Source organism: Streptomyces sp. NPDC005485, assembly GCF_040606085.1.
Classification (GTDB): Bacteria; Actinomycetota; Actinomycetes; order Streptomycetales; family Streptomycetaceae; genus Streptomyces.
Map to the genome: position 1 here is coordinate 23717 of NZ_JBEXDZ010000042.1, position 22591 is coordinate 46307.

20 protein-coding genes and 1 pseudogene are annotated in these 22591 nt (G+C 72.4%); 11 read left to right on the plus strand and 10 right to left on the minus strand.

Features of this window, described 5'->3' with window-relative positions:
- Positions 1-26: 26 nt before the first annotated feature.
- Both ABZS97_RS16705 and ABZS97_RS16710 read right to left on the minus strand, forming a co-directional pair.
- Positions 27-290: pseudogene (locus ABZS97_RS16705) on the minus strand (hypothetical protein); the annotation flags it as partial.
- Positions 291-312: 22 nt separating this feature from the next.
- Entirely contained in the window at positions 313-1287 is a 975-nt protein-coding gene (locus ABZS97_RS16710; protein WP_356138305.1) for an alpha/beta hydrolase, read from the minus strand.
- Between the two features lie 398 nt (positions 1288-1685).
- Here ABZS97_RS16710 and ABZS97_RS16715 point away from each other — a divergent pair, with 398 nt between their 5' ends.
- A complete protein-coding gene (locus tag ABZS97_RS16715; protein ID WP_356138307.1) occupies positions 1686-2567 on the plus strand; it encodes an LLM class F420-dependent oxidoreductase in 882 nt (293 codons plus the stop codon).
- A 66-nt stretch (positions 2568-2633) separates the two neighbouring features.
- Here the strand turns inward: ABZS97_RS16715 and ABZS97_RS16720 are convergent, their stop codons facing one another.
- A complete protein-coding gene (locus ABZS97_RS16720; RefSeq protein WP_356138309.1) occupies positions 2634-3200 on the minus strand; it encodes an NAD(P)H-dependent oxidoreductase in 567 nt (188 codons plus the stop codon).
- A gap of 116 nt (positions 3201-3316) precedes the next feature.
- Between ABZS97_RS16720 and ABZS97_RS16725 the strand changes: the two genes are divergently transcribed.
- The 4 genes from ABZS97_RS16725 to ABZS97_RS16740 all read left to right on the plus strand — a co-directional run bounded on the left by ABZS97_RS16725 (position 3317) and on the right by ABZS97_RS16740 (position 7825).
- Positions 3317-3979 (plus strand): helix-turn-helix domain-containing protein, encoded by a 663-nt coding sequence (locus ABZS97_RS16725; RefSeq protein ID WP_356138311.1) that lies wholly within the window; start codon positions 3317-3319, stop codon positions 3977-3979.
- A 127-nt stretch (positions 3980-4106) separates the two neighbouring features.
- Positions 4107-5141, plus strand: a complete 1035-nt coding sequence (locus tag ABZS97_RS16730; RefSeq protein ID WP_356138314.1) for a LacI family DNA-binding transcriptional regulator — start codon at positions 4107-4109, stop codon at positions 5139-5141.
- Positions 5142-5174: 33 nt separating this feature from the next.
- The gene (locus ABZS97_RS16735; protein ID WP_356138316.1) at positions 5175-6353 is read left to right on the plus strand and encodes a 4-hydroxybenzoate 3-monooxygenase; all 1179 of its coding nucleotides are present in this window, start codon (positions 5175-5177) and stop codon (positions 6351-6353) included.
- 35 nt (positions 6354-6388) lie between these two features.
- Positions 6389-7825 (plus strand): aldehyde dehydrogenase family protein, encoded by a 1437-nt coding sequence (locus ABZS97_RS16740; protein WP_356138318.1) that lies wholly within the window; start codon positions 6389-6391, stop codon positions 7823-7825.
- Positions 7826-7865: 40 nt separating this feature from the next.
- Here ABZS97_RS16740 and trxA read toward each other — a convergent pair whose 3' ends face one another.
- Positions 7866-8243, minus strand: a complete 378-nt coding sequence (gene trxA, locus ABZS97_RS16745) for a thioredoxin (protein WP_356138320.1) — start codon at positions 8241-8243, stop codon at positions 7866-7868.
- A gap of 130 nt (positions 8244-8373) precedes the next feature.
- Between trxA and ABZS97_RS16750 the strand changes: the two genes are divergently transcribed.
- A complete protein-coding gene (locus ABZS97_RS16750) occupies positions 8374-9807 on the plus strand; it encodes an NAD(P)/FAD-dependent oxidoreductase (protein WP_356138322.1) in 1434 nt (477 codons plus the stop codon).
- Positions 9808-9816: 9 nt separating this feature from the next.
- Here ABZS97_RS16750 and ABZS97_RS16755 read toward each other — a convergent pair whose 3' ends face one another.
- A complete protein-coding gene (locus ABZS97_RS16755; RefSeq protein WP_356138324.1) occupies positions 9817-11418 on the minus strand; it encodes an ABC-F family ATP-binding cassette domain-containing protein in 1602 nt (533 codons plus the stop codon).
- 219 nt (positions 11419-11637) lie between these two features.
- A complete protein-coding gene (locus ABZS97_RS16760; RefSeq protein ID WP_356138326.1) occupies positions 11638-12294 on the minus strand; it encodes a peptide deformylase in 657 nt (218 codons plus the stop codon).
- A gap of 187 nt (positions 12295-12481) precedes the next feature.
- Between ABZS97_RS16760 and ABZS97_RS16765 the strand changes: the two genes are divergently transcribed.
- Positions 12482-13894, plus strand: a complete 1413-nt coding sequence (locus ABZS97_RS16765) for a PepSY-associated TM helix domain-containing protein (RefSeq protein ID WP_356138328.1) — start codon at positions 12482-12484, stop codon at positions 13892-13894.
- Positions 13895-13955: 61 nt separating this feature from the next.
- Here the strand turns inward: ABZS97_RS16765 and ABZS97_RS16770 are convergent, their stop codons facing one another.
- The 3 genes from ABZS97_RS16770 to ABZS97_RS16780 form a co-directional block, all read right to left on the minus strand.
- Positions 13956-14303, minus strand: coding sequence for a tetratricopeptide repeat protein (locus ABZS97_RS16770; protein WP_356138330.1), 348 nt, complete (start codon positions 14301-14303; stop codon positions 13956-13958).
- 96 nt (positions 14304-14399) lie between these two features.
- Positions 14400-14858, minus strand: coding sequence for a MarR family transcriptional regulator (locus ABZS97_RS16775; protein WP_356138332.1), 459 nt, complete (start codon positions 14856-14858; stop codon positions 14400-14402).
- Between the two features lie 80 nt (positions 14859-14938).
- The gene (locus tag ABZS97_RS16780; protein ID WP_356138334.1) at positions 14939-15412 is read right to left on the minus strand and encodes a MarR family transcriptional regulator; all 474 of its coding nucleotides are present in this window, start codon (positions 15410-15412) and stop codon (positions 14939-14941) included.
- 177 nt (positions 15413-15589) lie between these two features.
- Here ABZS97_RS16780 and ABZS97_RS16785 point away from each other — a divergent pair, with 177 nt between their 5' ends.
- Positions 15590-16555, plus strand: a complete 966-nt coding sequence (locus tag ABZS97_RS16785; RefSeq protein ID WP_356138336.1) for a pirin family protein — start codon at positions 15590-15592, stop codon at positions 16553-16555.
- A 190-nt stretch (positions 16556-16745) separates the two neighbouring features.
- The gene (locus ABZS97_RS16790; protein ID WP_356138338.1) at positions 16746-17093 is read left to right on the plus strand and encodes a DUF1330 domain-containing protein; all 348 of its coding nucleotides are present in this window, start codon (positions 16746-16748) and stop codon (positions 17091-17093) included.
- 53 nt (positions 17094-17146) lie between these two features.
- Here ABZS97_RS16790 and ABZS97_RS16795 read toward each other — a convergent pair whose 3' ends face one another.
- The gene (locus tag ABZS97_RS16795) at positions 17147-18757 is read right to left on the minus strand and encodes an amidase (protein ID WP_356138340.1); all 1611 of its coding nucleotides are present in this window, start codon (positions 18755-18757) and stop codon (positions 17147-17149) included.
- Between the two features lie 377 nt (positions 18758-19134).
- On the opposite strand from ABZS97_RS16795, the gene ABZS97_RS16800 reads away from it, so the two are divergent.
- Together ABZS97_RS16800 and ABZS97_RS16805 are read left to right on the plus strand one after the other, a co-directional pair.
- Complete coding sequence (locus ABZS97_RS16800) at positions 19135-19950, plus strand: intradiol ring-cleavage dioxygenase (protein WP_356138342.1); 816 nt, start codon at positions 19135-19137, stop codon at positions 19948-19950.
- Positions 19951-20004: 54 nt separating this feature from the next.
- Positions 20005-22581 (plus strand): LuxR C-terminal-related transcriptional regulator, encoded by a 2577-nt coding sequence (locus ABZS97_RS16805; RefSeq protein WP_356138344.1) that lies wholly within the window; start codon positions 20005-20007, stop codon positions 22579-22581.
- The last annotated feature ends 10 nt before the right edge of the window (positions 22582-22591 follow it).

Sequence of the window (22591 nt, forward strand, 5' to 3'; positions counted from 1 at the left end):
CTCCGGCGGACCGGGCGCTTTCGCGTGTCCGGTCTCAGTGCCGCGGACGGCCAGGTCGGATCCGGTGGAGCGTCGGTGTCGCGGCGTATGCCGTCGGGTTCGACGCGGACGTGGACGCGTCGGTCGGGGTCCGCGAGGCGGGCGGGGCAGCCGGCCAGTACGGCGGCGCCGCGGACCAGTGCCTCCAGGCCGGCCCGGGCCTCGGACAGCCGGTCGAAGTAGGCGATGACCCGAACGGCTGCACCGGCGTCCGGATCCAGCGCGGTCAGGCGCCCTGCCAGCTCTCTCATACGTCCATGGTGCGCTACCGGGTCACTCTCCGAGCAGCCGCCGTAGCCACTGAATCCGGGCCGCCCGGGCCGTCTGCGACAGCGCGGCCTGCGGGGCGAAGGCGTCGAAGCCGTGGAAACCGCCGGGCCACACATGCAGCTCTGCGCGCCCGCCGGCCTGCCAGAGGCGCGAGGCGTACGCGACGACCTCGTCCCGGAACGTCTCCGCGGAGCCGACGTCGAGGAAGGTCGCCGGCAGCCCCGTCAGATCCTCGGCCCGGGCCGGTGCGGCGTACGCGGGTACGTCCGGGCCGCCGCGCCGCTCGCCGAGGAGTGCGGTCCAGCCTGTCTCGTTGGACGTACGGTCCCATATGCCGATGCCCTCCATCTGCCGCACGGACGGGCTGTCGTTGCGGTCGTCCAGCATCGGGCACATCAGGACCTGGCCGAGCGGCCGCGGGCCCCCGCGGTCGCGGGCGAGAAGGGCCAGCGCGGCGGTCAGGCCGCCGCCGGCGCTGGAGCCGGCGATCACGATCCGCTCGGCGTCGCCGCCGACCTCCTTGGCATGCTCGGCCGTCCACAGCAGTCCGGCGTAGACGTCCTCCACGGCGGCCGGGTAGGGGTTCTCCGGCGCCAGCCGGTACTCCACCGACACGACGACGGCGTCCAGCTCCTTCGCCCACTCCAGGACCACGTCCATGCCGAACCGGTTCGTGCCGAGGATCATGCCGCCGCCGTGGACGTGGTAGACGACGGGACGCGGGTCGTCGTGCGCCGGCGCGGCCGGACGGCAGATCAGCAGCGAGATGTCGGGCGCGCCCGCAGGGCCAGGCACCGTCCGGTCCTCGACCTCGAAGGCGCCGCCCCCGGTGAGCGTCTCGTCGGGCGGCAGCAGGGCGCCGACGCCTTCCCTCGCGACCGGGAGATGGTCCAGCGTGATGGCGGGAGGGACCAGCTCGCCGACCAGCTCCAGGGCGGCGGCGAGTTCGGGGTCGAACGGGGGCGGGACCAGGGGCATGGTTACTCCTCGAACGGGTCGGGTGCCGTTCCGGCGGCTCGTACGGTCATCGTCGGCGCCCCGCCCCGGGCGCGGACGCCGCCGTACGGCGGAAGTGTCCCGCCATCCGGCGGGTGGCCGTCGCCGCGGCCCCCGAACGTCGTGGCTCAGTATCGCTGTCGCCATCCGGCCGTCATGGCACAGGCCCGCTGTGACAGCAGGTCATCCTGGCCCGGGTCGTCCGTCGACGGCAGGTCATCCTGACACCGGGCCGTCCCTCGACGGCAGGTCATCCTGACACCGGGCCGTCCCTCGACGGCAGGGCTTGACTTCGAGAGCCCTCCAAGAACTAGCGTCACCGGAGCCGGTGACCGATCCGGCAGAGGTCTCGGCACGACGGGACACGACGGGAGACGGACATGCGGTTGGGCGTCCACATCACTCGGTTCAATCACCCCCGGGGCGCGGTCGGCCTCGGCCCGGAGCTGGCCGCGACCGGTGCCGCCGCCGAGGCCGCGGGCGTGAGCTGGCTGTCGGTCATGGACCACTACTTCCAGATGGAGTTCAACGGCGGCGCCGAGGACGCCATGCTGGAGGCCTACACGACTCTTGGCTACCTCGCCGCCCACACCTCCACGGTCCGCCTCGGCGCGCTGGTGACCGGCGTGACCTACCGCCACCCCGGGCTGCTGGCCAAGGTCGCCACCACGCTCGACGTACTGTCCGGCGGCCGGGCCACGCTCGGTATCGGCGCGGCCTGGTACGACCGTGAGCACGAGGGGCTCGGCGTTCCGTTCCCGCCGCTCGCCGAGCGCTTCGAACGGCTGGAGGAGACGCTGCGGATCTGCCTGCAGATGTGGGACCCGGACACCAACGGCCCCTTCGAGGGCACCCACTACCGGCTTGCCGAGACGCTCTGTGTTCCCGCGCCGGTGAGCGCACCGCATCCGGAGATCATGATCGGCGGCACCGGGGAGAAGAAGACGCTGCGGCTGGTCGCCCGGTACGCGGACGCGTGCAACCTGATCACCTCGTCCCCGGCGGAGACCGCGCACAAGCTGGACGTGCTGCGCGGGCACTGCGATGCCGTGGGGCGCGACTACGCCGACATCCGCACGACGATCGTGCCCGCGGGCGGCGCCCCGGGAGAAGGTGACGTCGACGCGTTCTCGCGGGAGATGGCCGAGTACGCGAAGCTCGGGGTCGACACCGTGATCGTGGGACCGCGCGAGGAGGAGCCCGCCGCGTGGATAGAACGCATCGCGGCCCCGGTCGTCCGGCGGCTGAGCGAGCTCGGCTGAGCCGCGTCAGTCACCGTACGGCCGGGGCCGTTCGGCACCGAGGTGTCGAGGGGTGAGGCGTCGGTGTCAGGCCGCGGTGGTGGCCGTCTCCGCGTGACCGTGGAGGCGGCTGATCACCTCGGTGAGCTGGCCGGCGACCTCGGCGTCGTCCACCGGGTGGGTCTCGGCGAAGCGGACCACGGAGCCGGGGATGGAGAGCTTGACGTCCTCCAGGACGGTGCCGCCGGCGATGCCCACGGCCTTGCGGGCCTCGTCCTGCGCCCAGACGCCGCCGAACTGGCCGTAGGCGGTACCGACCACGGCGACCGGCTTGCCGGTGAAGGCGCCGGCGCCGTACGGGCGCGACAGCCAGTCGATGGCGTTCTTCAGGACGGCGGGGATGGTGCCGTTGTACTCGGGCGAGAAGAGCAGGAAGGCGTCCGAGCGGCCGGCGGCCTCGCGCAGGCGCGCGGCGGCGGCAGGCACGGCGCCTTCGACGTCGATGTCCTCGTTGTAGAAGGGGACCTCCGCCAGGCCCTCGAACAGCTCGACCTCCGCGCCCTCGGGAGCGAGCTTGACGGCCGCCTCGGCGAGCTGGCGGTTGTGGGAACCGGCACGCAGGCTGCCGACGAGCGCGAGGATGCGAACAGACATGGGGACTCCAGGGTGCTGAAACAGGGCCGCAATGAACCGGACCGAGGTCCGCTTTAATTACTACCAGCCAAACGGACCGCGGTCCAGTTTTCTTCCCGACGCGTTACGCTGTGTTCATGTCCGCCGCCCTGCCTCCCTTTCCGAAGCCCCAGGCATCGACCGACGAGCCCGTCCTGCTGGAGCTTTCGTCCGGCGTGGACGAGCCCTGCCTGCGCGCGGACGCGGCCCGCAACCGCGCCCGGCTGCTGGAGGCCGCCGCCCGGCTGGTGGAGGAGCACGGGGCGGCCGGGGTGACGATGGAAGCCGTCGCCGCCGCGGCCCAGGTCGGCAAGGGCACCGTCTTCCGCCGCTTCGGGGACCGCACCGGCCTGCTGATGGCGCTGCTGGATCACTCCGAGAAGCAGCTCCAGGCCTCGTTCCTCAGCGGTCCGCCGCCGCTGGGACCCGGGGCGCCGCCCGTCGAGCGGCTGCGGGCGTTCGGCTGCGCGGTCCTGCGCCGCTCGGTCGACGCGCTGGAACTGCAACTGGCGGCCGAACCGGACCCGGCCCGCCGCTTCTCGGCCGCGCCCCGCCGCGTTCTCGCCGGTCATGTCACCCTGCTGCTGCGGCAGGCGGTCCCGGACGGCGACTGCGAACTCCTCGCCCACACGCTGATGGGGTACCTCGACCCCGTCCTGGCCCATCACCTGACCAAGCAGTGCGGCATGCCCCTGGAACGGCTGGAGGCCGGCTGGCTGGACCTGGTGGCGCGCGTGACCCGCACCGAACCGGTGAGCTGAGGCCGCCGGGCGGCGCAGCGGATAGGTCTGCCCGAGCCGCGCTGCGGAGTGCGGGCCGCCTGCCCCGAGGCACGTTCCCGCGCCGGAAGTTCACCCGGCCCCGAGCCCGCGGCCGGCTTCTGCAAGGATGCCGTACGTCATGGTGCAGCAGATACCGCAACCGCCCGCCCAGCGCTCCGTGCCGACGAGTGCCGACGTGGCCCGTCTGGCAGGCGTCTCGCGCGCGACCGTGTCCTACGTCCTCAACAACACCAGCGCCGTCCGCATCAGCGAACCCACCCGCCGCCGCGTCCACGCAGCGGCGAAGGAACTGGGATACGTCCCGCACGCCGCCGCGCGCAGCCTGCGCGCCGGGCACAGCCGAATGGTCCTGATGCCCGCGCCGCCCGTGCCGGTGGGCCCGCTCTACAGCCAGTTCCTCAACGAACTCCAGTGGGCGCTGAGCCGCCTCGACTACACCGTCGTGCAGCACGGCAGCGTCGGCCTGCACGGCGACGAGGCCGCCCGGGCCTGGGCAGAGCTGCGGCCGGTCGCCGTGCTGGTGCCCGGCAGCAGCCTCGGTCCGCAGGGAGTGGCCGTCCTCAAGCGCTCCGGCGCGCGGGCCGTCGTCACGCTGGGGCCCGATCGGGTCGAGGGCGCGCACGCGCTGCTCATGGACCACCACAAGGTCGGCCACAGCGCCGGCGCCCATCTCGCGGCCCGCGGCCGGCGCCGCATCGGTGTCGTGGTGCCCGAGGAACCCGGCCTGGAGGTCTTCTCCGCGCCCCGTCTCGAAGGCGTACGCCGTGCCCTGCACGGCATGGACGCGACGGTGACCGAACTGCCACTGGCGTACGACGAGGAAGCCGCGGCCCGCCTCGCCGGACGCTGGCGCTCTCTCGGCCTGGACGCCGTCTTCGCGTACAACGACGAGTACGCCATGCTCCTGATGCGCGCCCTCCAGGACGAGGGCATCCGCATCCCGGACGAGACGGCCGTCGTCGGCGCCGACGACCTGATGCTCGGCCGACTGCTGCGGCCACGCCTGAGCACGGTCCACATCGATCTGCCGTCCGGGCGCGACCTGGCGGAACTGGTCGACCGCGCGGTACGGGAACCGGGCGCCGCGCCCGAGGCGCACGAGGTCCTGGGCGCAACGGTCGTGCACCGCGACTCCAGCTGAGATCCTGCTGTCGTATCCCATGGGAGGCGCGTCATGCGGACCACGGTGGGCATCATCGGCGGAGGCCCTGCCGGACTGCTGCTGGCCAGACTGCTGCACCGGACGGGCATCGACTGCGTCGTCCTGGAGAGCAGAGCGCGTGCGTACGTCGAGCAGCGCCAGCGCGCCGGAATGCTGGAGCAGGGCACGGTCGACGCGCTGCGCGAGTGCGGCGCCGCCGACCGCCTCGACCTGGAGGGCCTCACCCACCACGGCATCGAGCTGCGCTTCGACCGTGAACGCCACCACCTCGACTTCCCGGCGCTCACCGGCGGCCGTACCGTCACCATCTACCCCCAGACGGAGATCGTGAAGGACCTCGTCGGCCTCCAACTCGCCGACGGACCACCGCTGTTGTTCCAGGCCGAGGCGCTCGGCGTCGAGAAGGCGGAGAGTGACTCGCCCGTGGTGCGCTTCGTGCACGAAGGCCGGGAGCAGACCCTGAGCTGCGACTGGGTCGTCGGCTGCGACGGATCCCACGGCATCGCGCGCAACGCGTTTCCGCCCGAGGTGAGCCGCACATACGCGCACGACTACCCCTACGCCTGGCTCGGGATCCTCGCCGAAGTGCCGCCCTCCTGCGAGGAGTTGATCTACGCGCGCGGTGAGAGCGGATTCGCGCTGCACAGCATGCGCTCACCGGCCGTCTCCCGCCTCTACCTCCAGGTCCCGGACGGCGCGGACCTGCGGGACTGGCCCGACGACCGCATCTGGGACGAGCTCGACGCGCGCTTCGCGATCGACGGCGACTGGCGCCTTGAACGCGGACCGATCACCACCAAGTCGGTGACCCCGATGCGCAGTTGCGTCCACGAGCCGATGCGCCACGGACGACTCTTCCTGGCCGGGGACGCCGCCCACATCGTGCCGCCGACCGGCGCAAAGGGCCTCAACCTCGCCGTGGCCGACGTCCGCGTACTGGCCCGCGGTTTCGCCGAGCTGCACCGCACCGGATCCGCCCGACTTCTCGACCGCTACTCGCAGATGTGTCTCGACCGGGTCTGGCAGGCGACGCGGTTCTCGTACGACATGACTAAGATGTTGCACGCTCAACCAGATGGGGATGCCTTCGAACACCGGATGCAGCTCGCACGGCTGCGCCGAATCACGGCATCCCGGCCCGCGGCCGCCGAACTGGCCGCGAACTACACGGGACTCCCTCTCGCCCTGTGAATTCCACCGGCGACAGTGATCGATCGGAGAGCGTCATGCCGCTGCTCGACCCCAAGACCTGGCAGTCCCGCACCCTGTCCGGGGGTGAGTACGCCGTCACGGAGCCCGCCACCGGCGACACGCTCGCCACCGTCACGCTCGCCGCCGCCCAGGACGTCGCCACGGCCGCGCAGGAAGCCCGCGCGGCCCAGGCCGACTGGGCCAGGGCCCCGCACTTCGTCCGTGCCGCCGCCCTGCGCAAGGCCGGCGACCTGTTCACCGAGCACGCCGACGAGCTGCGCGACTGGATCGTGCGCGAGTCCGGCTCGATACCCGGCAAGGCCGACTTCGAGCTGCACGTCGCCGCCCAGGAGTGCTACGAGGCGGCCGCGCTCGTCTCCCGCCCCACCGGCCAGATCCTGCCGTCGGAGGCGCCCCGGCTGTCGTACACCCGGCGGGTCCCGGTCGGTGTCGTCGGCGTGATCGCGCCCTTCAACGCGCCACTGATCCTCTCGATCCGTTCGGTGGCCCCCGCGCTCGCGCTCGGCAACGGTGTCGTGCTGAAGCCGGACCCGCGCACCGCCGTCTGCGGCGGCCTCGTCCTCGCGGCGGTCTTCGCGGCGGCCGGGCTGCCGGAGGGGCTGCTGCACGTCCTGCCGGGCGGTGCCGAGACCGGCCAGGCGCTGGTGGCGGACCCTCTGGTGCCCGTCGTCTCCTTCACCGGCTCAACGGCCGCCGGACGCGCGGTCGGTGAGGCGGCGGGACGTCATCTCAAGCGCGTGCACCTGGAGTTGGGCGGCAACTCCGCCCTGATCGTGCTGGAGGACGCCGACCTCGACGCGGTGATCTCCACGGCCGCATGGGGCTCGTTCTTCCACCAGGGCCAGATCTGCATGACCACCGGACGCCATCTCGTGCACGCCTCCCTGTACGAGGAGTACGTCGAACGGCTCGCCGCGAAGGCCGAAGCGCTCGCCGTCGGCGACCCGTACCGCGAGCAGGTGCACCTCGGTCCGATCATCGACGACGCCCAACTCGCCAAGATCCACGGCCTGGTGGAGGCCAGCACGGCGCGCGGCGCGAAGCTCGCGGCGGGTGGCACCCATGAGCGGCTGTTCTACCGGCCGACGGTGCTGGCCGGAGTCGACGACGCGACCCCCGCGTACAGCGAGGAGGTCTTCGGCCCGGTCGCGCCGGTGCGCTCCTTCACCACCGCCGAACAGGCCGCGGCCCTCGCCTCCGAGGGCCCCTACGGCCTGTCGCTGGGCATCGTCACCCGGGACACCGCGCGCGGCCTCGATCTCGCCGAGCGCATCCCGACGGGCATCGCCCACATCAACGACCAGACCGTCAACGACGAGGCCGTCGCGCCCTTCGGCGGCATCGCCGCCTCCGGCACCGGCGCCCGCTTCGGCGGCGAGGCCAACCTGGAGGCCTTCACCGACGTGCGCTGGACGACAGTGCGCGGGGACGTGGCGACGTACCCCTTCTGATCGCCGGGATCCGATCGGGATCCGACGCCGGGACGGAGAGCTACTCGCCCTGCTGTGCCTGCTGCGCGGCAACGGACTTGCGGACCTCGTCCATGTCCAGCTTCCGGGCCTGCCCGATGACATCGTCGAGTGCGGTGGCGGGCAGCGCTCCGGGCTGGGAGAAGATCGCCACCTGGTCGCGGACGATCATCAGCGTCGGGATCGAGCGGATGTCGAAGGCCTGGGCCAGCTCGGGCTGCGCCTCCGTGTCGACCTTGGCGAAGACCAGGTCGGGGTTGGCCTCCGCGGCCTTCTCGTAGACCGGGGCGAACTGACGGCACGGCCCGCACCAGGACGCCCAGAAGTCGATCAGGACGAACTCGTTCTCCGTGACCGTCTGGTCGAAGTTCTCCTTGGTGAGCTCCACGGTGCTGCTCATGGCGTGCATCCCTCTTCCTGAATGTCGGGGCTCGGGGGCCAAGCCGCTGTTGAGAACGCCGCACCGCCGCGGCGTATTCCGCGCGCGTACCCGTGTGGTCAGCGCGCACACCACCCACCAGACTGGCCCCATGACGGAAACGGAATCCATCGCCTACGACGTCGTGGTGCTCGGTGCCGGACCCGTGGGGGAGAACGTCGCCGACCGCACCCGTGCGGCCGGTCTCTCCACCGCGGTCGTGGAGAGCGAGCTGGTCGGCGGCGAGTGCTCGTACTGGGCGTGCATGCCCAGCAAGGCCCTCCTGCGCGCGGCCATCGCCCGCGCCGACGCCCGGCGCGTGCCCGGACTGCGCCAGTCCGTGCAGGGTCCCCTCGACGCTCCCGCGGTCCTCGCACACCGCGACGACTACACCTCCCACTGGAAGGACGACGGCCAGGTCGACTGGCTCAGCGGCATCGGTGCCGACCTCTACCGTGGACACGGCCGGCTGGCCGGGCCGCGCACGGTCGCCGTCGACGGGCCGGACGGCGCGCGGCACGTGCTCACCGCCCGGCACGCCGTCGTCGTGTGCACAGGCAGCCGCGCCCTCCTGCCCGACCTGCCCGGGCTCGCCCAGGTCAAGCCCTGGACCAGCCGCGAGGCCACCAGCGCGCCCGCCGTGCCCGGCCGGCTCGTCGTGGTGGGCGGGGGTGTGGTCGCCGTGGAGATGGCGACCGCCTGGCAGTCCCTCGGCTCGCAGGTCACCCTCCTGGTCCGCGGCAAGGGCGTACTGCCCCGCATGGAACCGTTCGCCGGGGAACTGGTCCTCGACGCCCTCGCCGAGGCGGGCGCGGACGTACGGACCGGCACCTCGGTGTCCGCGGTCACCCGGGAGGGCTCCGCCGTGGTGGTGCTCACCGACAAGGGCGACCGCATCGAGGCCGACGAGATCCTCTTCGCCACCGGCCGCGCTCCGCGCACCGACGACCTCGGCCTCGACACGGTCGACCTGGAGCCCGGCTCGTGGCTGACTGTCGACGACAGCCTGCGCGTGCTCGGCAGCGAATGGCTGTACGCCGTCGGCGACGTCAACCACCGTGCACTCCTCACCCACCAGGGCAAGTACCAGGCCCGCATCGCCGGTGCCGCCATCGCCGCCCGCGCCGAGGGCGCCCCCCTGCTGGAGACGGACCCGTGGGGCGCACACGCCGCCACCGCCGACCACGCGGCCGTACCCCAGGTCGTCTTCACCGACCCGGAGGCGGCGGCCGTGGGACTCTCCCTCGCCGAGGCCGAACAGGCCGGCCACCGCGTCCGCGCCGTCGACGTGGACCTTTCCTCGGTGGCCGGCGCGGGTCTGTACGCCGACGGCTACCGCGGCCGCGCCCGCATGATCGTCGACGTGCAACGCGAGGTCCTGCTCGGCGTCACCTTCGTCGGCCCCGGCGTCGGCGAGCTGATCCACTCGGCGACGGTCGCCGTCGCCGGGGAGGTGCCCATCAGCCGCCTGTGGCACGCCGTGCCGTCGTACCCGACGGTGAGCGAGGTGTGGCTGCGACTGCTGGAGGCCTACCGGGACAAGTAGGCGGCCCCATCAGGTCAGCCGGACGAGCTCAAGGTACTCCTCGCTCCACAGGTCCTCGTCCGCGTCCGGGAGCAGCAGCACCCGGTCCGGGCGCAGGGCCGCGATCGCGCCCTCGTCGTGGGTGACCATGACGATCGCGCCCGGGTACGTGCCCACCGCTGCCAGCACCTCGGCGCGGGAGGCCGGGTCCAGGTTGTTGGTGGGCTCGTCCAGGAGCAGCACGTTCGCACCGGAGTGGACCAGGCCCGCCAGCGCGAGCCGGGTCTTCTCGCCGCCGGACAGGACCCCGATGCGCTTGTCGGCGTCGTCACCGGTGAACAGGAACGAGCCGAGCACACGCCGCACCTCGCCGTCCGTGAGGTGCGGCGCGGCCGCGCCCAGGTGGCCGCGGACCGTGCCGGACGGGTCGAGCGTGTCGTGCTCCTGCGCGAAGTAGCCGACGCGCAGTCCGTGGCCGTGGACCACCCGCCCGCCGTCCGGCCTCTCGTGTCCGGCCAGCAGGCGCAGCAGCGTCGTCTTGCCCGCCCCGTTGAAGCCGAGGACGACCAGCCGGCTGCCCCGGTCGACGGCCAGGTCCACGCCGCTCAGCACCTGGCGCTCGCCGTACGACTTGGCGAGGGCGACGGCGCCGAGCGGCATCCGTCCGCAGGGGGCGGGCTCGGGCAGCCGGATCCTGGCCACCCGGTCCGTCTGCCGCACCGGCTCCAGTTCGGCCAGCAGACGGTCGGCGCGGCGTGCCATGTTCTTCGCCGCCATCGAGGTTCCCGCGTTCGCGCGCATCCGGTCCGCCTGCGTGTGCAGGGTCGCCGCCTTGCGCTCGGCGTTCGCCCGCTCCCGCGCACGGCGGCGCTCGGCGGCGTCCCGCTGGGCGAGGTAGGCGTGCCAGCCGGTGTTGTGCACGTCGAGCGCGGCGCGCCGCGGGTCGAGGTGGAAGACACGGTTGACCGTCTCGGCCAGCAGTGAGGTGTCGTGGCTGATGAGCACGAGACCCCCCTGATGGTTCGTCAGGAAGGCGCGCAGCCAGGCGATCGAGTCGGCGTCCAGGTGGTTGGTCGGCTCGTCGAGGAGCAGTGTGCCGTGGCCCGCGAACAGGATGCGGGCCAGCTCGACGCGGCGCCGCTGCCCGCCGGACAGGGCGCCGACAGGCTGGTCCATCACGCGCGTCGGCAGCCCCAGTCCGGCGGCGACCCGGGCGGCCTCCGCCTCGGCGGCGTACCCGCCGTGCGCCTGGAACTCGGCCTCCGCGCGCACATAGGCGTCCATCGCCCGCTCCTGCGAGCCGGGTCCGGCCGCCTCGGCCATCGCCGTCTCGGCGGCCCGCAGCGCGTGTACGGCCCGGTCGAGGCCGCGCGCCGACAGGATCCGGTCGGTGACCGTCACGGCGGGGTCGGCCGCGCGGGAGTCCTGCGGCAGGTAACCCAGCGCCCCGCTGCGCGAGACGGACCCGGCGGTGGGCCGCGCCTCGCCCGCCAGGGTGTTCAGGAGGGTCGTCTTGCCCGAGCCGTTGCGGCCGACCAGGCCGATGCGGTCGCCGGGGGAGACGTGGAAGGAGATGTCGGACAGCAGCAGACGGGCGCCGACGCGCACGTCCGCACCGCGGACGGTGATCATGAGAAACGCTCCGGGGGATCAATCAGCGAAAGGACACACGGGTGGCGTGGAAGCGGGTCCTGAAGCTAAGAGAGCCGGGGCGTAGACATGCCTTCACGGTAGCGGGAAGAGCGTGCGGCGCGCCTTCGGTTTTTTGGCCGGTGTTTTCACCGGTGTTGTTCACCGATGCCGTGCGGTCCGGCAGACGGGTGTCAGAGGACGGTTGCCGGACGACGGCCGTCAGTCGGGGAGCGTGAACCCCAGTTCCCGTGCGGCCTGTTCGGGGGTCGGCTGCATCCAGCGCTCCGCGACCGCCTGGTTCGCGGACAGGGAGCGCAGCTCGGCGCGGTCGAGGTAGAGCATGCCGTCCAGATGGTCCGTCTCGTGCTGGACGATGCGCGCGGGCCAGCCCGTGAACACCTCGTCGACCGTGCGGCCGTGCTCGTCCAGCGCCTTCAGCCGCACCTCGGCATGGCGCGCCACCACCGCCTGCCAGCCCGGCACGCTCAGGCAGCCCTCGAAGAACGCGGCCCGGCCCGCGCCGACCGCCTCGTACGACGGATTGACCAGCACCCGGAAGGGCTGCGGCTCCCTGCCCCGCGCGAGCCGCACCTCCTGCGACACCGGCGCCGGGTCCTCGATGACCGCGAGCCGCAGGGCCACGCCGACCTGCGGCGCGGCGAGTCCGACACCCGGCGCCGCGTGCATGGTCGCGCGCATCGCCGCGATGAAACGGGCCAGGAGGCCCGGCTCCAGCTGGCCGTCGAAGGGCTCGGCGGCGCGGCGCAGCACGGGGTCCCCGGCGGCGACGATCGGCAGCGGGCCTTCGTGGGCGAGGAGTTCCTCGATCCGGTCGCTCAGCGGGCGGGAGGTGCTGGGGTCACGTTCGGATGCCATCGCGCCAGGATGCCAAGCGGAATCGCGCGGTGCGAGGCGGCTCGACGTCTCCCGCACGCACCCCCTGTGCTCCACATCACACGAAAGGCCGGGAACTCGGTGACGGACGGGGCCGACTACTGGACCGCCAAGGTGAACTCCCCTGCCCTTGGCCCGAGTCCGTCCCCTGCCCACGGAGAACCCGCCGATGACCACCGCTCCCTCGACCGAGGCGGACGACTCCCCTCAGTCCGACTCGCCGACTCCGACACCGACGTCGGCCCGTGGCCTGGGGCCCGTCCTGCGCCCGCTGGTCCTGCGCCTGCACTTCTACGCCGGGCTGCTGATCGCCCCGTTCCTGCTGGTCGCCGCCCTGACGGGGTGCCTGTACGCCGCCTCGTTCCAGGCCGAGAAGATCGTCTACGCGCATGAGCTGACCGTTCCGGTCGGTGACACCAAGCTGCCGATCGGCGAGCAGGTCGCCGCAGCCCGCAAGGCGCACCCCGAGGGCACGCTCTCGGCCGTACGTCCCTCGCCGGAGGCCGACGCGACGACCAGGGTGCTGCTCTCCGGCGTTCCCGGCGTCGACGAGGACCACACCCTCGCCGTCTTCGTCGACCCGTACACCGGCAAGGTGCGCGGGTCGTTGGAGCAGTACGGGTCCACCGGCGCGCTCCCGCTGCGCACCTGGATCGACGGGCTGCACGCGAACCTCCAGCTCGGCGAGAACGGGCGCCTCTACAGCGAGCTGGCGGCCAGTTGGTTGTGGGTGATCGCGGGCGGCGGGCTCGTGCTGTGGTTCGGCCGCCGCCGCGCCCAGCGCAAGGTGCGCGGCACCAGCGGGCGGCGTCGCACCCTCGGCCTGCACGGCACGGTCGGTGTCTGGGCGGCCGCCGGATTCTTCTTCCTCTCGGCGACCGGCCTGACCTGGTCGACGTACGCCGGTGCGAACATCGACGACCTGCGGACCTCGCTCGACCAGGCGACGCCCTCCGTGTCGGCGGCGGCAGGCGGCGAGCACGCGGGCCATGGATCCGGCGCCGCGGCCGGCGGCACCGACCACGGCGTGGGCCTCGACAAGGTCCTCGCGGCCGCCCGCGCCAAGGGCCTGGGCGACCCGGTCGAGATCGTCGTGCCGGCCGACGCCTCCTCCGCCTACGTCGTCCGGCAGATCCAGCGCAGCTGGCCCGAGAAGCAGGACTCGGTGGCGGTGGACCCGGCGACCGGCGAGGTGACCGACGAACTCCGCTTCGCCGACTACCCGTTGCTCGCCAAGCTGACCCGCTGGGGCATCGACGCCCACACCGGCGTCCTCTTCGGATTCGCCAACCAGATCGCCCTGATGGCCCTCGCGCTGTCCCTGGTCCTGCTCATCGTCTGGGGCTACCTCATGTGGTGGCGGCGCGGCCGTGCCTCCGCGTTCGGCCGCCCCATCCCGCGCGGCGCCTGGCAACAGGTCCCCGCACAGCTCCTGGTCCCGCTCATGGCGGCCGTCGCGGTGCTCGGCTACTTGGTCCCGCTGCTCGGCATCCCGCTCGCCGTGTTCATCGCGGTGGATGTGCTCCTCGGTGAGATCGCGTACCGGAGGGGGAAGCGGACGTACGGCGGCCGGGTGGCGTAGCCGGTACGGCAAAAGGCCGAGCCCCTGTGCCCGGGGCTCGGCCTCCTGCTGTGCCTGCGATTTACAGTTGCTCGAAGTCGCCCGCCAGCGCCGAGGCGATCCGCAGGTGGGACCCGGCCTCGTCGTGGCGTCCCTGGCGCTCCAGCGTGCGGCCCAGCATCAGCCGGGCGTAGTGCTCCACCGGGTCACGCTCCACGAGAACGCGCAACTCCGTCTCCGCGCGCCGAAGTTGGGCCGAGTGGTAGTACGAACGCGCCAGCAGCAGCCGCGGCCCTGCCTGCTCGGGCACCTCCTCGACCAGCCCGTCCAGAATCCGCGCGGCGGTGGCGTATTCCTTGGCATCGAAGAACATCCGCGCCCGCTCCCAGCGCTCCGCGGCCGTTCCGTGGTCGTAGTACGTCGTGTTCACTGCTGACCTCCTTCGACGGCCACAACCGAGCCTGCTGGTTGAATATTCCACCACCTTGGCGGAGGGTCGGCGGGCCGGCGTGGAGACTTCGGTGCGCTACGCGTCGGCCAGTTCCGCGTTGGCGCGCTCGGTGACCAGCGTCAGTACGCGCCCCGCGGCCGCCAGGTCCTCGGCCGGAATGCCCGCGTACAGCCGGGCCGCGATCCGGTTGCCGCCGACGCGGATGCCCTCGAACAGCTCCCGGCCGCTGTCCGTCAACGACACCTGCCCGGCCGCGGGCGTGTCCAGTGTCTTCCGCTCGGCCATCTCGTCGACCGTCTCCGACGCAGCCGACTCCGCGATCTTCAGGGCTCCGGTGAGACGGGCCACGAGCCAGGCACGCTCGACGGTCCCGCCGTTGTCGGCGACGGCCCTGAGGGCCACCGACTCGTTGAAGCTGGTTCCCGTGCGGGCCAGCACGGCCTCCAGGAGGGCCCGGCTCGCGTAGTGGGCGAGGCCGATGACCTGACCGTTGACCGAGGGGGCGGGGGTGACGGGGGGAGTGGTGGTGGACATGGCTGCTCCTTGTTGTGTGTCCCGGTCGTGTGTCTCGTGCGTCCTGTTCGGGTCGTGCCTGCGGTGCTGGTGCGTCTCGCTCAGTCGTGCGGGGTGGGCTGTGGGTCCAGTGGTACGTCGAGCAGGGTCACCAGCTCCTGGCTGAGGGCCTTCGTGCGCTCGCCGTCGAGACCGCCGAGGGGTTCGAGGAGCTGGTCCAGAAGCCCCTGGACGACCCGGACGGCCCGGCGTGTGACCTCGCGCCCTTCCTCGGTGAGTGACAGCTGAATCGCCCGAGGGTCCACGGGATCCCTCGTCCGGTCGACGAGCCCGGCCGTCTCCAGGGCGCGGGCCAGCTTCGAGACGTACAGAGCCTCAAGTCCCGTGTGGTCGGCGAGCTGCCGCTGGCTGGGCCGCCGACCGTCCCGGTGCAGGCCGTACAGCGACGCCACCAGCGAGTACTGCGCGTGGGTGAGGCCGAGCGGTGCGACCGCGCGGTCGACGGCCACGCGCCACTTCATCGACAGACGCCAGACGAGGAAACCGGGCGTCGCGCCCTCGGATACCGAACTCATGACGGAAACCATACATGGCTACTATGTCCATGGCTACTATTTTTGACCGAGGGCGACCAAGGGCGCACGCGTCGATGATCGCAGGCCCGGGTCCCGCGCCGGTTCCGAGCCAAGTGCCCCTCAATGGGCGGATCGACGGACTGACGGAGGGTCCCCGGCAGGGCTAGGTTGTGCGCCATGAGCAATCTTGATCGTGAGGCGGTACCCGCGCTCTGTGGAGGCCGCGGTTTCGTGGTGGCCGAACCGGTCCGTGAACTCCTCAGTCCCCGCCGGGTCAAGCTCGGCGAGTCCACCGAAGTCCGCCGTCTGCTGCCCAACCTGGGCCGCCGCATGATCGGTGCGTGGTGCTTCGTCGATCACTACGGGCCCGACGACATCGCCGACGAGCCCGGCATGCAGGTTCCCCCGCACCCGCACATGGGGCTGCAGACGGTCAGCTGGCTGCACGACGGCGAGGTCCTGCACCGCGACTCCACCGGCAGCCTGCAGACCATCCGCCCGCGTGAACTGGGCCTGATGACTTCGGGCCGCGCGATCAGCCACTCGGAGGAGAGCCCCAAGGCGCACGCCCGCCTGCTGCACGGCGCGCAGCTCTGGGTCGCCCTCCCGGACGGTCACCGCCACACCGACCCGCACTTCGAGCACCACGCCGAACTGCCCGTCGTGACGGCGCCCGGCCTCAAGGCCACGCTCATCCTCGGCAGCGTCGACGGCGCGACGTCGCCCGGTACGACGTACACCCCGATCGTCGGCGCCGACCTCGCCCTCTCCGCGGGCGCCGACCTGCGCCTGCCGCTGGAGCCCGACTTCGAGTACGCCGTGCTGTCCATGTCCGGCGAGGCCCATGTCGACGGCGTCCCGCTGCTGCCCGGCTCCATGCTCTACCTCGGCTGCGGCCGCACCGAACTCCCGCTGCGCGCCCTGTCGGACGCGGGCCTGATGCTTCTGGGCGGCGAGCCGTTCGACGAGGAACTGGTCATGTGGTGGAACTTCATCGGCCGGTCCAACGAGGACATCGCGCAGGCCCGTTCGGACTGGATGACGGGCTCACGCTTCGGTGAGGTGAAGGGCTACGACGGCGCCGCACTGCCCGCACCCGAACTCCCGCCGGTGCCGCTGAAACCGCGCGGGAGGGTGCGCTGACCTGGGGCAGCCCACGGCATCGGCTGCGTCGGACGATCAGCTTGCTCGCCGGTTCCGGACGGCGAACCGCTTCGGTGACCTGCGCGGCGTCGGCCGCCGTCTTACCTCCGAGGTCATCGACCCCGGCGCGACCGCTTGGCATGGTTGTCGGTGTACGGAGCCGGACGACCCGACAAACCGGAAGGACACCATGCCCGCCTACGCCATAGCTCATCTGCAGGAGGCCGCCCCGCACCCCGAGATCGCCGAGTACATGGAGCGCATCCCGGCCACCTTCGAGCCGTACGGCGGCCGTTTCCTCGTACACGGCACTCAGCACGAGGTGAAGGAGGGCGGCTGGCCCGGGCATGTCGTGGTGATCGGCTTCCCCGGGATCGCCGAGGCGCGGGCCTGGTGGGACTCACCCGCCTACCAGGAGATCGCACCGCTGCGCGCGCGGCACATCGAGGGCGACATCATCCTGGTCGGCGGCGTTCCCGAGGGCTACGACCCGGCGTCCACCGCGAAGTTGATGCGGGAGGCCCTGCCGGCCGAGTAGAAGTCCGTGGTGCTGATCGGACGATCGATCGGCCGGCGGACGGCCGTCCCGAGTCAGAAGCCGATGTCGGCCGGGCGGTACGTCGGAGGGCGGCGGACGCGGGAGGCCTGCTCGTAGGCGTACGCCAGGCGGAGCAGGGTCGGCTCGCTCCATGCCGTACCCATGAACGTCACGCCGACCGGCAGACCGAACGCGAAACCGGCCGGGACGCTGACCGCGGGGTACCCGGCAAGGGCGGCGGGCGTCGACGCACCGCCGCCATAGCTGTCCCCGAGGACCAGGTCGATCTTGGCGGGTGGTCCGGTGGTCGGCATGACCAGCGCGTCCAGCCGGTGACGGCGCAGCACGGCGTCGATGCCCTCGGCGCGGGACAGCCGGTGGTTGGTGGCCAGCGCCTCGCGGTACTCGCGCTCGGAGAAGTCCAGCCGCTGCACCGCTTCCAGCCCGTCCTGGCGGACGTAACGGAGTTCGCGGTCGGCGTGCGCACGGTTGAACTCGATCAACTCGGCCAGATTGCGCGGGTGTTCACCAGGGACGCCGGCCAGGTAGGCGTTGAGCGCCCGCTTGAACTCGTAGGCCTGGACGACCATGGAACTGGGCAGGTCCTCCAACTGCTCGGCCGTCGGGATGTCGGCCGGGTCGACCACGGTGGCTCCGGCCGCGCGCAGCACGGAGATCGCCCGCTCCGCGATCTCGTCGGCGTGGTGGCTGTAGCCGAAGTACACGGCTCGGGGCACGCCGATACGCGCGCCGCGCAGGCCGTCGGCGCGCAGGAACCGGGTGTAGTCACGGTGGAAGTGACCGCGGCTCGCCTCGGTCGCCGGGTCGCGGGCATCGACACCGACGAGGGTGCCGAGCAGGATCGCGGCGTCGCGGACCGTGCGCGCGATCGGACCCACGCTGTCCTGACTCGGCACGCCGGGGATCACACCACCGCGCCCGACGAGCCCGACGGTCGGCTTCACCCCCACGACGGAGTTCGCCGAGGCCGGGTCGATGATGGAACCGTTCGTCTCGGTACCGATTCCGCCCACGCACAGGCTCGCCGCCGCGGCGACCGCCGTACCGGAGCTGGACTCGTTCGGCGAGCGGTCCAGCTTGTACGGGTTGCGGGTCTGCCCGCCCCGGGCGCTCCAGCCGGCGTGGTGGGTGAGCGACAGGCCGCCGGCCCATTCGCTCAGATTGGTCTTGCCGAGGATGACAGCGCCTGCCGCACGCAACCGGGCCGCGACCGTGGCGTCCCTTGCCGGCCGCAGACCCTCCAGGGCGAGCGATCCGGCGGTGGTGTGCATCCGGTCCGCGGTCTCCACCAGGTCCTTCATCAGGACGGGCATGCCGTGCAGCGGCCCGCGCGGATGCCGTTCGGCGTCCAGCCGCCGGGCCTCCCCGAGCGCGTCGGGATTGACCTCGATCACCGCGTGCAGGAGCGGGTCGATCCGTTCGATCCGGTCCAGGTAGTAGCGGGTGAGCCGTACGGCGTCGAGCTCTCCGTCCTCCATGCGCTTGCGCAGCTCGGTGATGCCGAGGTCGTCCAGCGGGCCGGGCGCGGCGTCGGCAGGGGGCGGGGTCCGGGCGTCGGCACGCGCCGTGCCGAGCCACGGTGTGGCGGCGGCCGCGGCGCCGAGCGAGAGCACGCTGCGGCGCGTGGCATCGGTCCGGTCCATGGGGTACGGCTCCTTCGGTCGGGCGCTCGTTTCCGGAGGATGCCTGCGGGGGCGCTCCTGTATCGGAACGCTAGCCGCGCAACCGGGGTCAATTCGCTCCCGCTGTCCCCCGGTTCCGCAGCGGGAGCACCCCCGGCGGCACCGGGGGACAACCGCAGTGTCCGAAGCCAACGATGTGCGAGCAGTTCCAGGGAGCGGATGAAATTGCGGACCTCCTGGCTTGTCGCCGCCGCCGATCGACGGCAGGTCGAGCTTCTGGGACAGCACGCGCAACAGCGCCGGTGCCGTGAGCGGGGCGCGGTGAGTTTCGTAACGCGCCCGATTCCTCGGTCGTTCGACCGATCCCGGCGGCGGTCGTGCGCGCCATCGTCAGCCCCATGACTGACACCCCCCACCTCAATTCAGCGGAACCGGAGCGCGGTTCCGAGCCGGTCGCCCCTCCGGCCGGCGCCACCCGCAGATCCGTCATCGCGACGCTGGGCGGCGCGACCCTCGGAGTGGCGGCCCTGGGTCTCACGGCCGCGCAGGCCACCGCCGCCGCGGAGCGGAACACCGCGGCCCAGCCTCCTGCCCCACTGGCCGCCGCCTGCGTCCTCACGCCCGAGCAGACCGAGGGGCCGTACTACCTGGACCTGGAGACGGTCCGCAAGAACATCACCGAGGGCAAGGCCGGCGTGCCGCTCACCCTCCGCGTCACGGTGGTCGACACCGCGACCTGCTCCCCGCTGCCCAACACGGCGGTCGACATATGGCACTGCGACGCCCTGGGGGTGTACTCGGGATACGTGGCCGGCGGCTCCACCCCGGACACCACCTTCCTGCGCGGTGTCCAACTGACCGACTCCACAGGCGTCGCGGAGTTCGCCACCATCTACCCCGGCTGGTATGTCGGCCGCGCCCTCCACATCCATGTGAAGACCCATGCGGGCGGCACGGTGTCCAACGGGACGTATCACGGCGGCCATGTGTCCCACACGGGCCAGCTGTACTTCCCCGAGACGTACAACACCAAAGTCGCCGCCCTGGCGCCCTACCGGAGCAACACGGCGACCCGCACGCTCAACGCCAGGGACGGCATCTACCGCAACGGCGGATCCTCGACCCTGCTGACCCTCACCCAGACGGGCAGCGACCTGGGCAAGGGCGTGACCGGCACCGTCGTACTCGGCATCAGGCCCGCCGCCACGCCCTGACACGGAGAGGGCCGCGATGGTTTCGTCCCGGACACACATGGCCAGGAACCGGGGATGACCCGGAGCCTGACGTGTGAGGTGTGCGGCGCGGCGCTGACCCCGCGCCTGCACGGGGGCGGTCGGCCGGCTCGCTACTGCTCCAACGCGTGCAGGCAACGCGCCCTCAGACAGCGGTCGGCGGCGACCGGGGGTCCTCCGAGGACGCCGCCGACCGCGCCACCTGTCACGCCGGCCGCGGATCCCGCGACCGTCCAGGGGCGCGACCTGCCGCGGGCCCTCGACTCCTTCGTGGGCCGGCGGCAGGAACTGTCGCACCTGTGTGCCCTGTTGCGGACGTCGCGGCTCGTCACCCTGACCGGGGCAGGCGGCGTCGGCAAGACACGGCTGGCTCTGGAGTTCGCCAAGGACGCGCCCCGGCGTCACGGACGCGTCCACCTGGTCGAACTCGACGCGCTGCAGGACGGCGCCCTGCTCGCGCAGTCCGTCGCCGCCGGTCTGACCGTGGCCGAACGGGCGGGCCGGTCCGGCGTCGACGCCCTGGTCCGGGCGATCGGCGACGCCCCGCGGCTGTTGATCCTCGACAACTGCGAGCATCTGGCCGAACCGTGCGCCCGGCTGACCGCGACCCTGCTGAGCCACTGCCCCCGCTTACGGATCCTCGCCACCAGCCGGGAAGCCCTGCGGGTGCCCGGTGAGGTCGTCGTCCGGGTCGGCGAACTGCCCCTGCCGCCCGCCGATGCCTCGGACGACCCGGTGGCCCTGCTGCGGGCCGATGCCGTCCGGCTGTTCGTCGACCGCGCCGCCGGCCGCGCACCCGGATTCCGTCTCCACCGGGGCAACGGCAGGATCGTCGCCGAGATCTGCCGACGACTGGACGGCCTGACGCTCGCCATCGAACTCGCGGCGCGCCGGGCAGGAACCCTTCCCCTGGGCGACATCCTGGCGGGACTTGACGACCAGCTTTCCCCACTGCCCCGAATACCGCTCCTGCCTCCGGTGTCCGCGCTGTCCCTCCTGGCCGACGGAAGCAGAACCGGCCCCCGGCGCCACAGCGAGCTCGCCGCCGCGATCGACTGGAGCCACCGGCTGCTCGATCCGGCCGAACAAGCGGTCTTCCGGCGCCTCTCGGTTCTCGTCGGAGGGTTCGACACGGCCGCGGCGCAGGCTGTCTGCGCCGGTGACGGCGTCGCGCCGCGGCAGATCCTCCGCATCCTCTGCGCGCTTGAGGCCAAGTCCCTGATCAGCCGCCTGCCCGGAGTCGGACGGGCAGACGCATCCGGACAGGCATCCGGAGACGAAGAGGCGGCACGCTTCCGGCAGTTGAGCGCCATCCGGGCCTACGCCATGGAGCGCCTCCTCGCATCCGGCGAACTGCACGCCACCCGGCAACGGGCCCTTCGCTGGCTGAACGACCTGGCGGACCGGGCAGAGGACGAGGTGTTCGCCGACCAGGCCGGCAGCCCGCTGGCCGCCGAGCGGGACAATCTCGCGGCCGCCCTGGCCTCTTCCACCGGCCCGGAGGGAACCCCGCAAGCGCGGCTGGCGCTGGAACTGGCGCGCGTGCACTACCAGCAGGAGCAGCCGTCGGCCGCCCGCCCGCTGCTGACCGAACTGCTGCGGGACGCAGACCGCCGGGCGTCCGGCGGCGCGGCGTTCGCGCTCGCCGCGCGCGTGGCCTGCCAGCGGGCCGACCCCGTCCAGGCGCTGCACCTGGGCGACCGGGCGGTGGACCTGGAACGCGGGCGCGACCACCCCGCGGGCCTCGCCAACGCTCTGGACGCGCGGGCTGCGGCGTATCTGTGCCGAGGCGAATCCGCCCCGGCCGTCGCGGACCTGCGCGCGTGCCTGGACATCGTCACCGAGCTCGGCAGACCACAGGACACCGCGTGGTGCACCCACCACCTGGCCTGGGCGCTGCTCCAAGCGGGCGGGGAGGCGGAGGCCGACGTGCTCATGTCCCGCTGCCTGCCGGTGATCAGGGAGTGCGCGCCATGGAGCCGGACCGCCGCCGCCCTGCACACCGCGGGCGCCGTACGGCTCGCGCTGGGCCGGCTGGACAGCGCGGAGGAACTGTTCGCCGAAGTGCTGCGGATCGTCCCGGAGGCAAGTTTCCACGCGCTGTACCCCGTCGAGGGCCTTGCTCTGGTGGCCGCCGAGAGCGGTGACATGCAGCGAGCCCTACGACTGTACGAGGCGAGCGTGCAGGCCCGTCGCGGCCTGGACACCGAGGCCGAGACCCCTTGGCGGCGCCGGGTGGAGCAGACGGCGGCGCACGCCAGGACACGGCTGTCGCCGGCCGCGCGCGAGGCAGCGGTCAGCGGCAGCCGCCGCCTGCGCGGGGAGCGGCTTGTCGCCTACGCCCTCCGGGCAGCGGACGGCGCCCCCCGAAGGACCCCGGGCGCAGCGAAGGCCCCCGAGCTCCTCCTCACCCTCACCGGACGGGAGTTCATGGTGGCCGAACTCGTCGCCGAAGGCCTGACCAACCGCCACATCGCGGAGCGCCTGGGCCTGTCGACCCGCACGGTCGCCACCCACCTCGACAAGGTCCGCGACAAGCTCGGCCTGCGATCCCGCACGCAGATCGCCTTGTGGGTCGCGGCCGGGACGAGGGACGGGCAGACCTTCGTGTGAGGAGGCGACG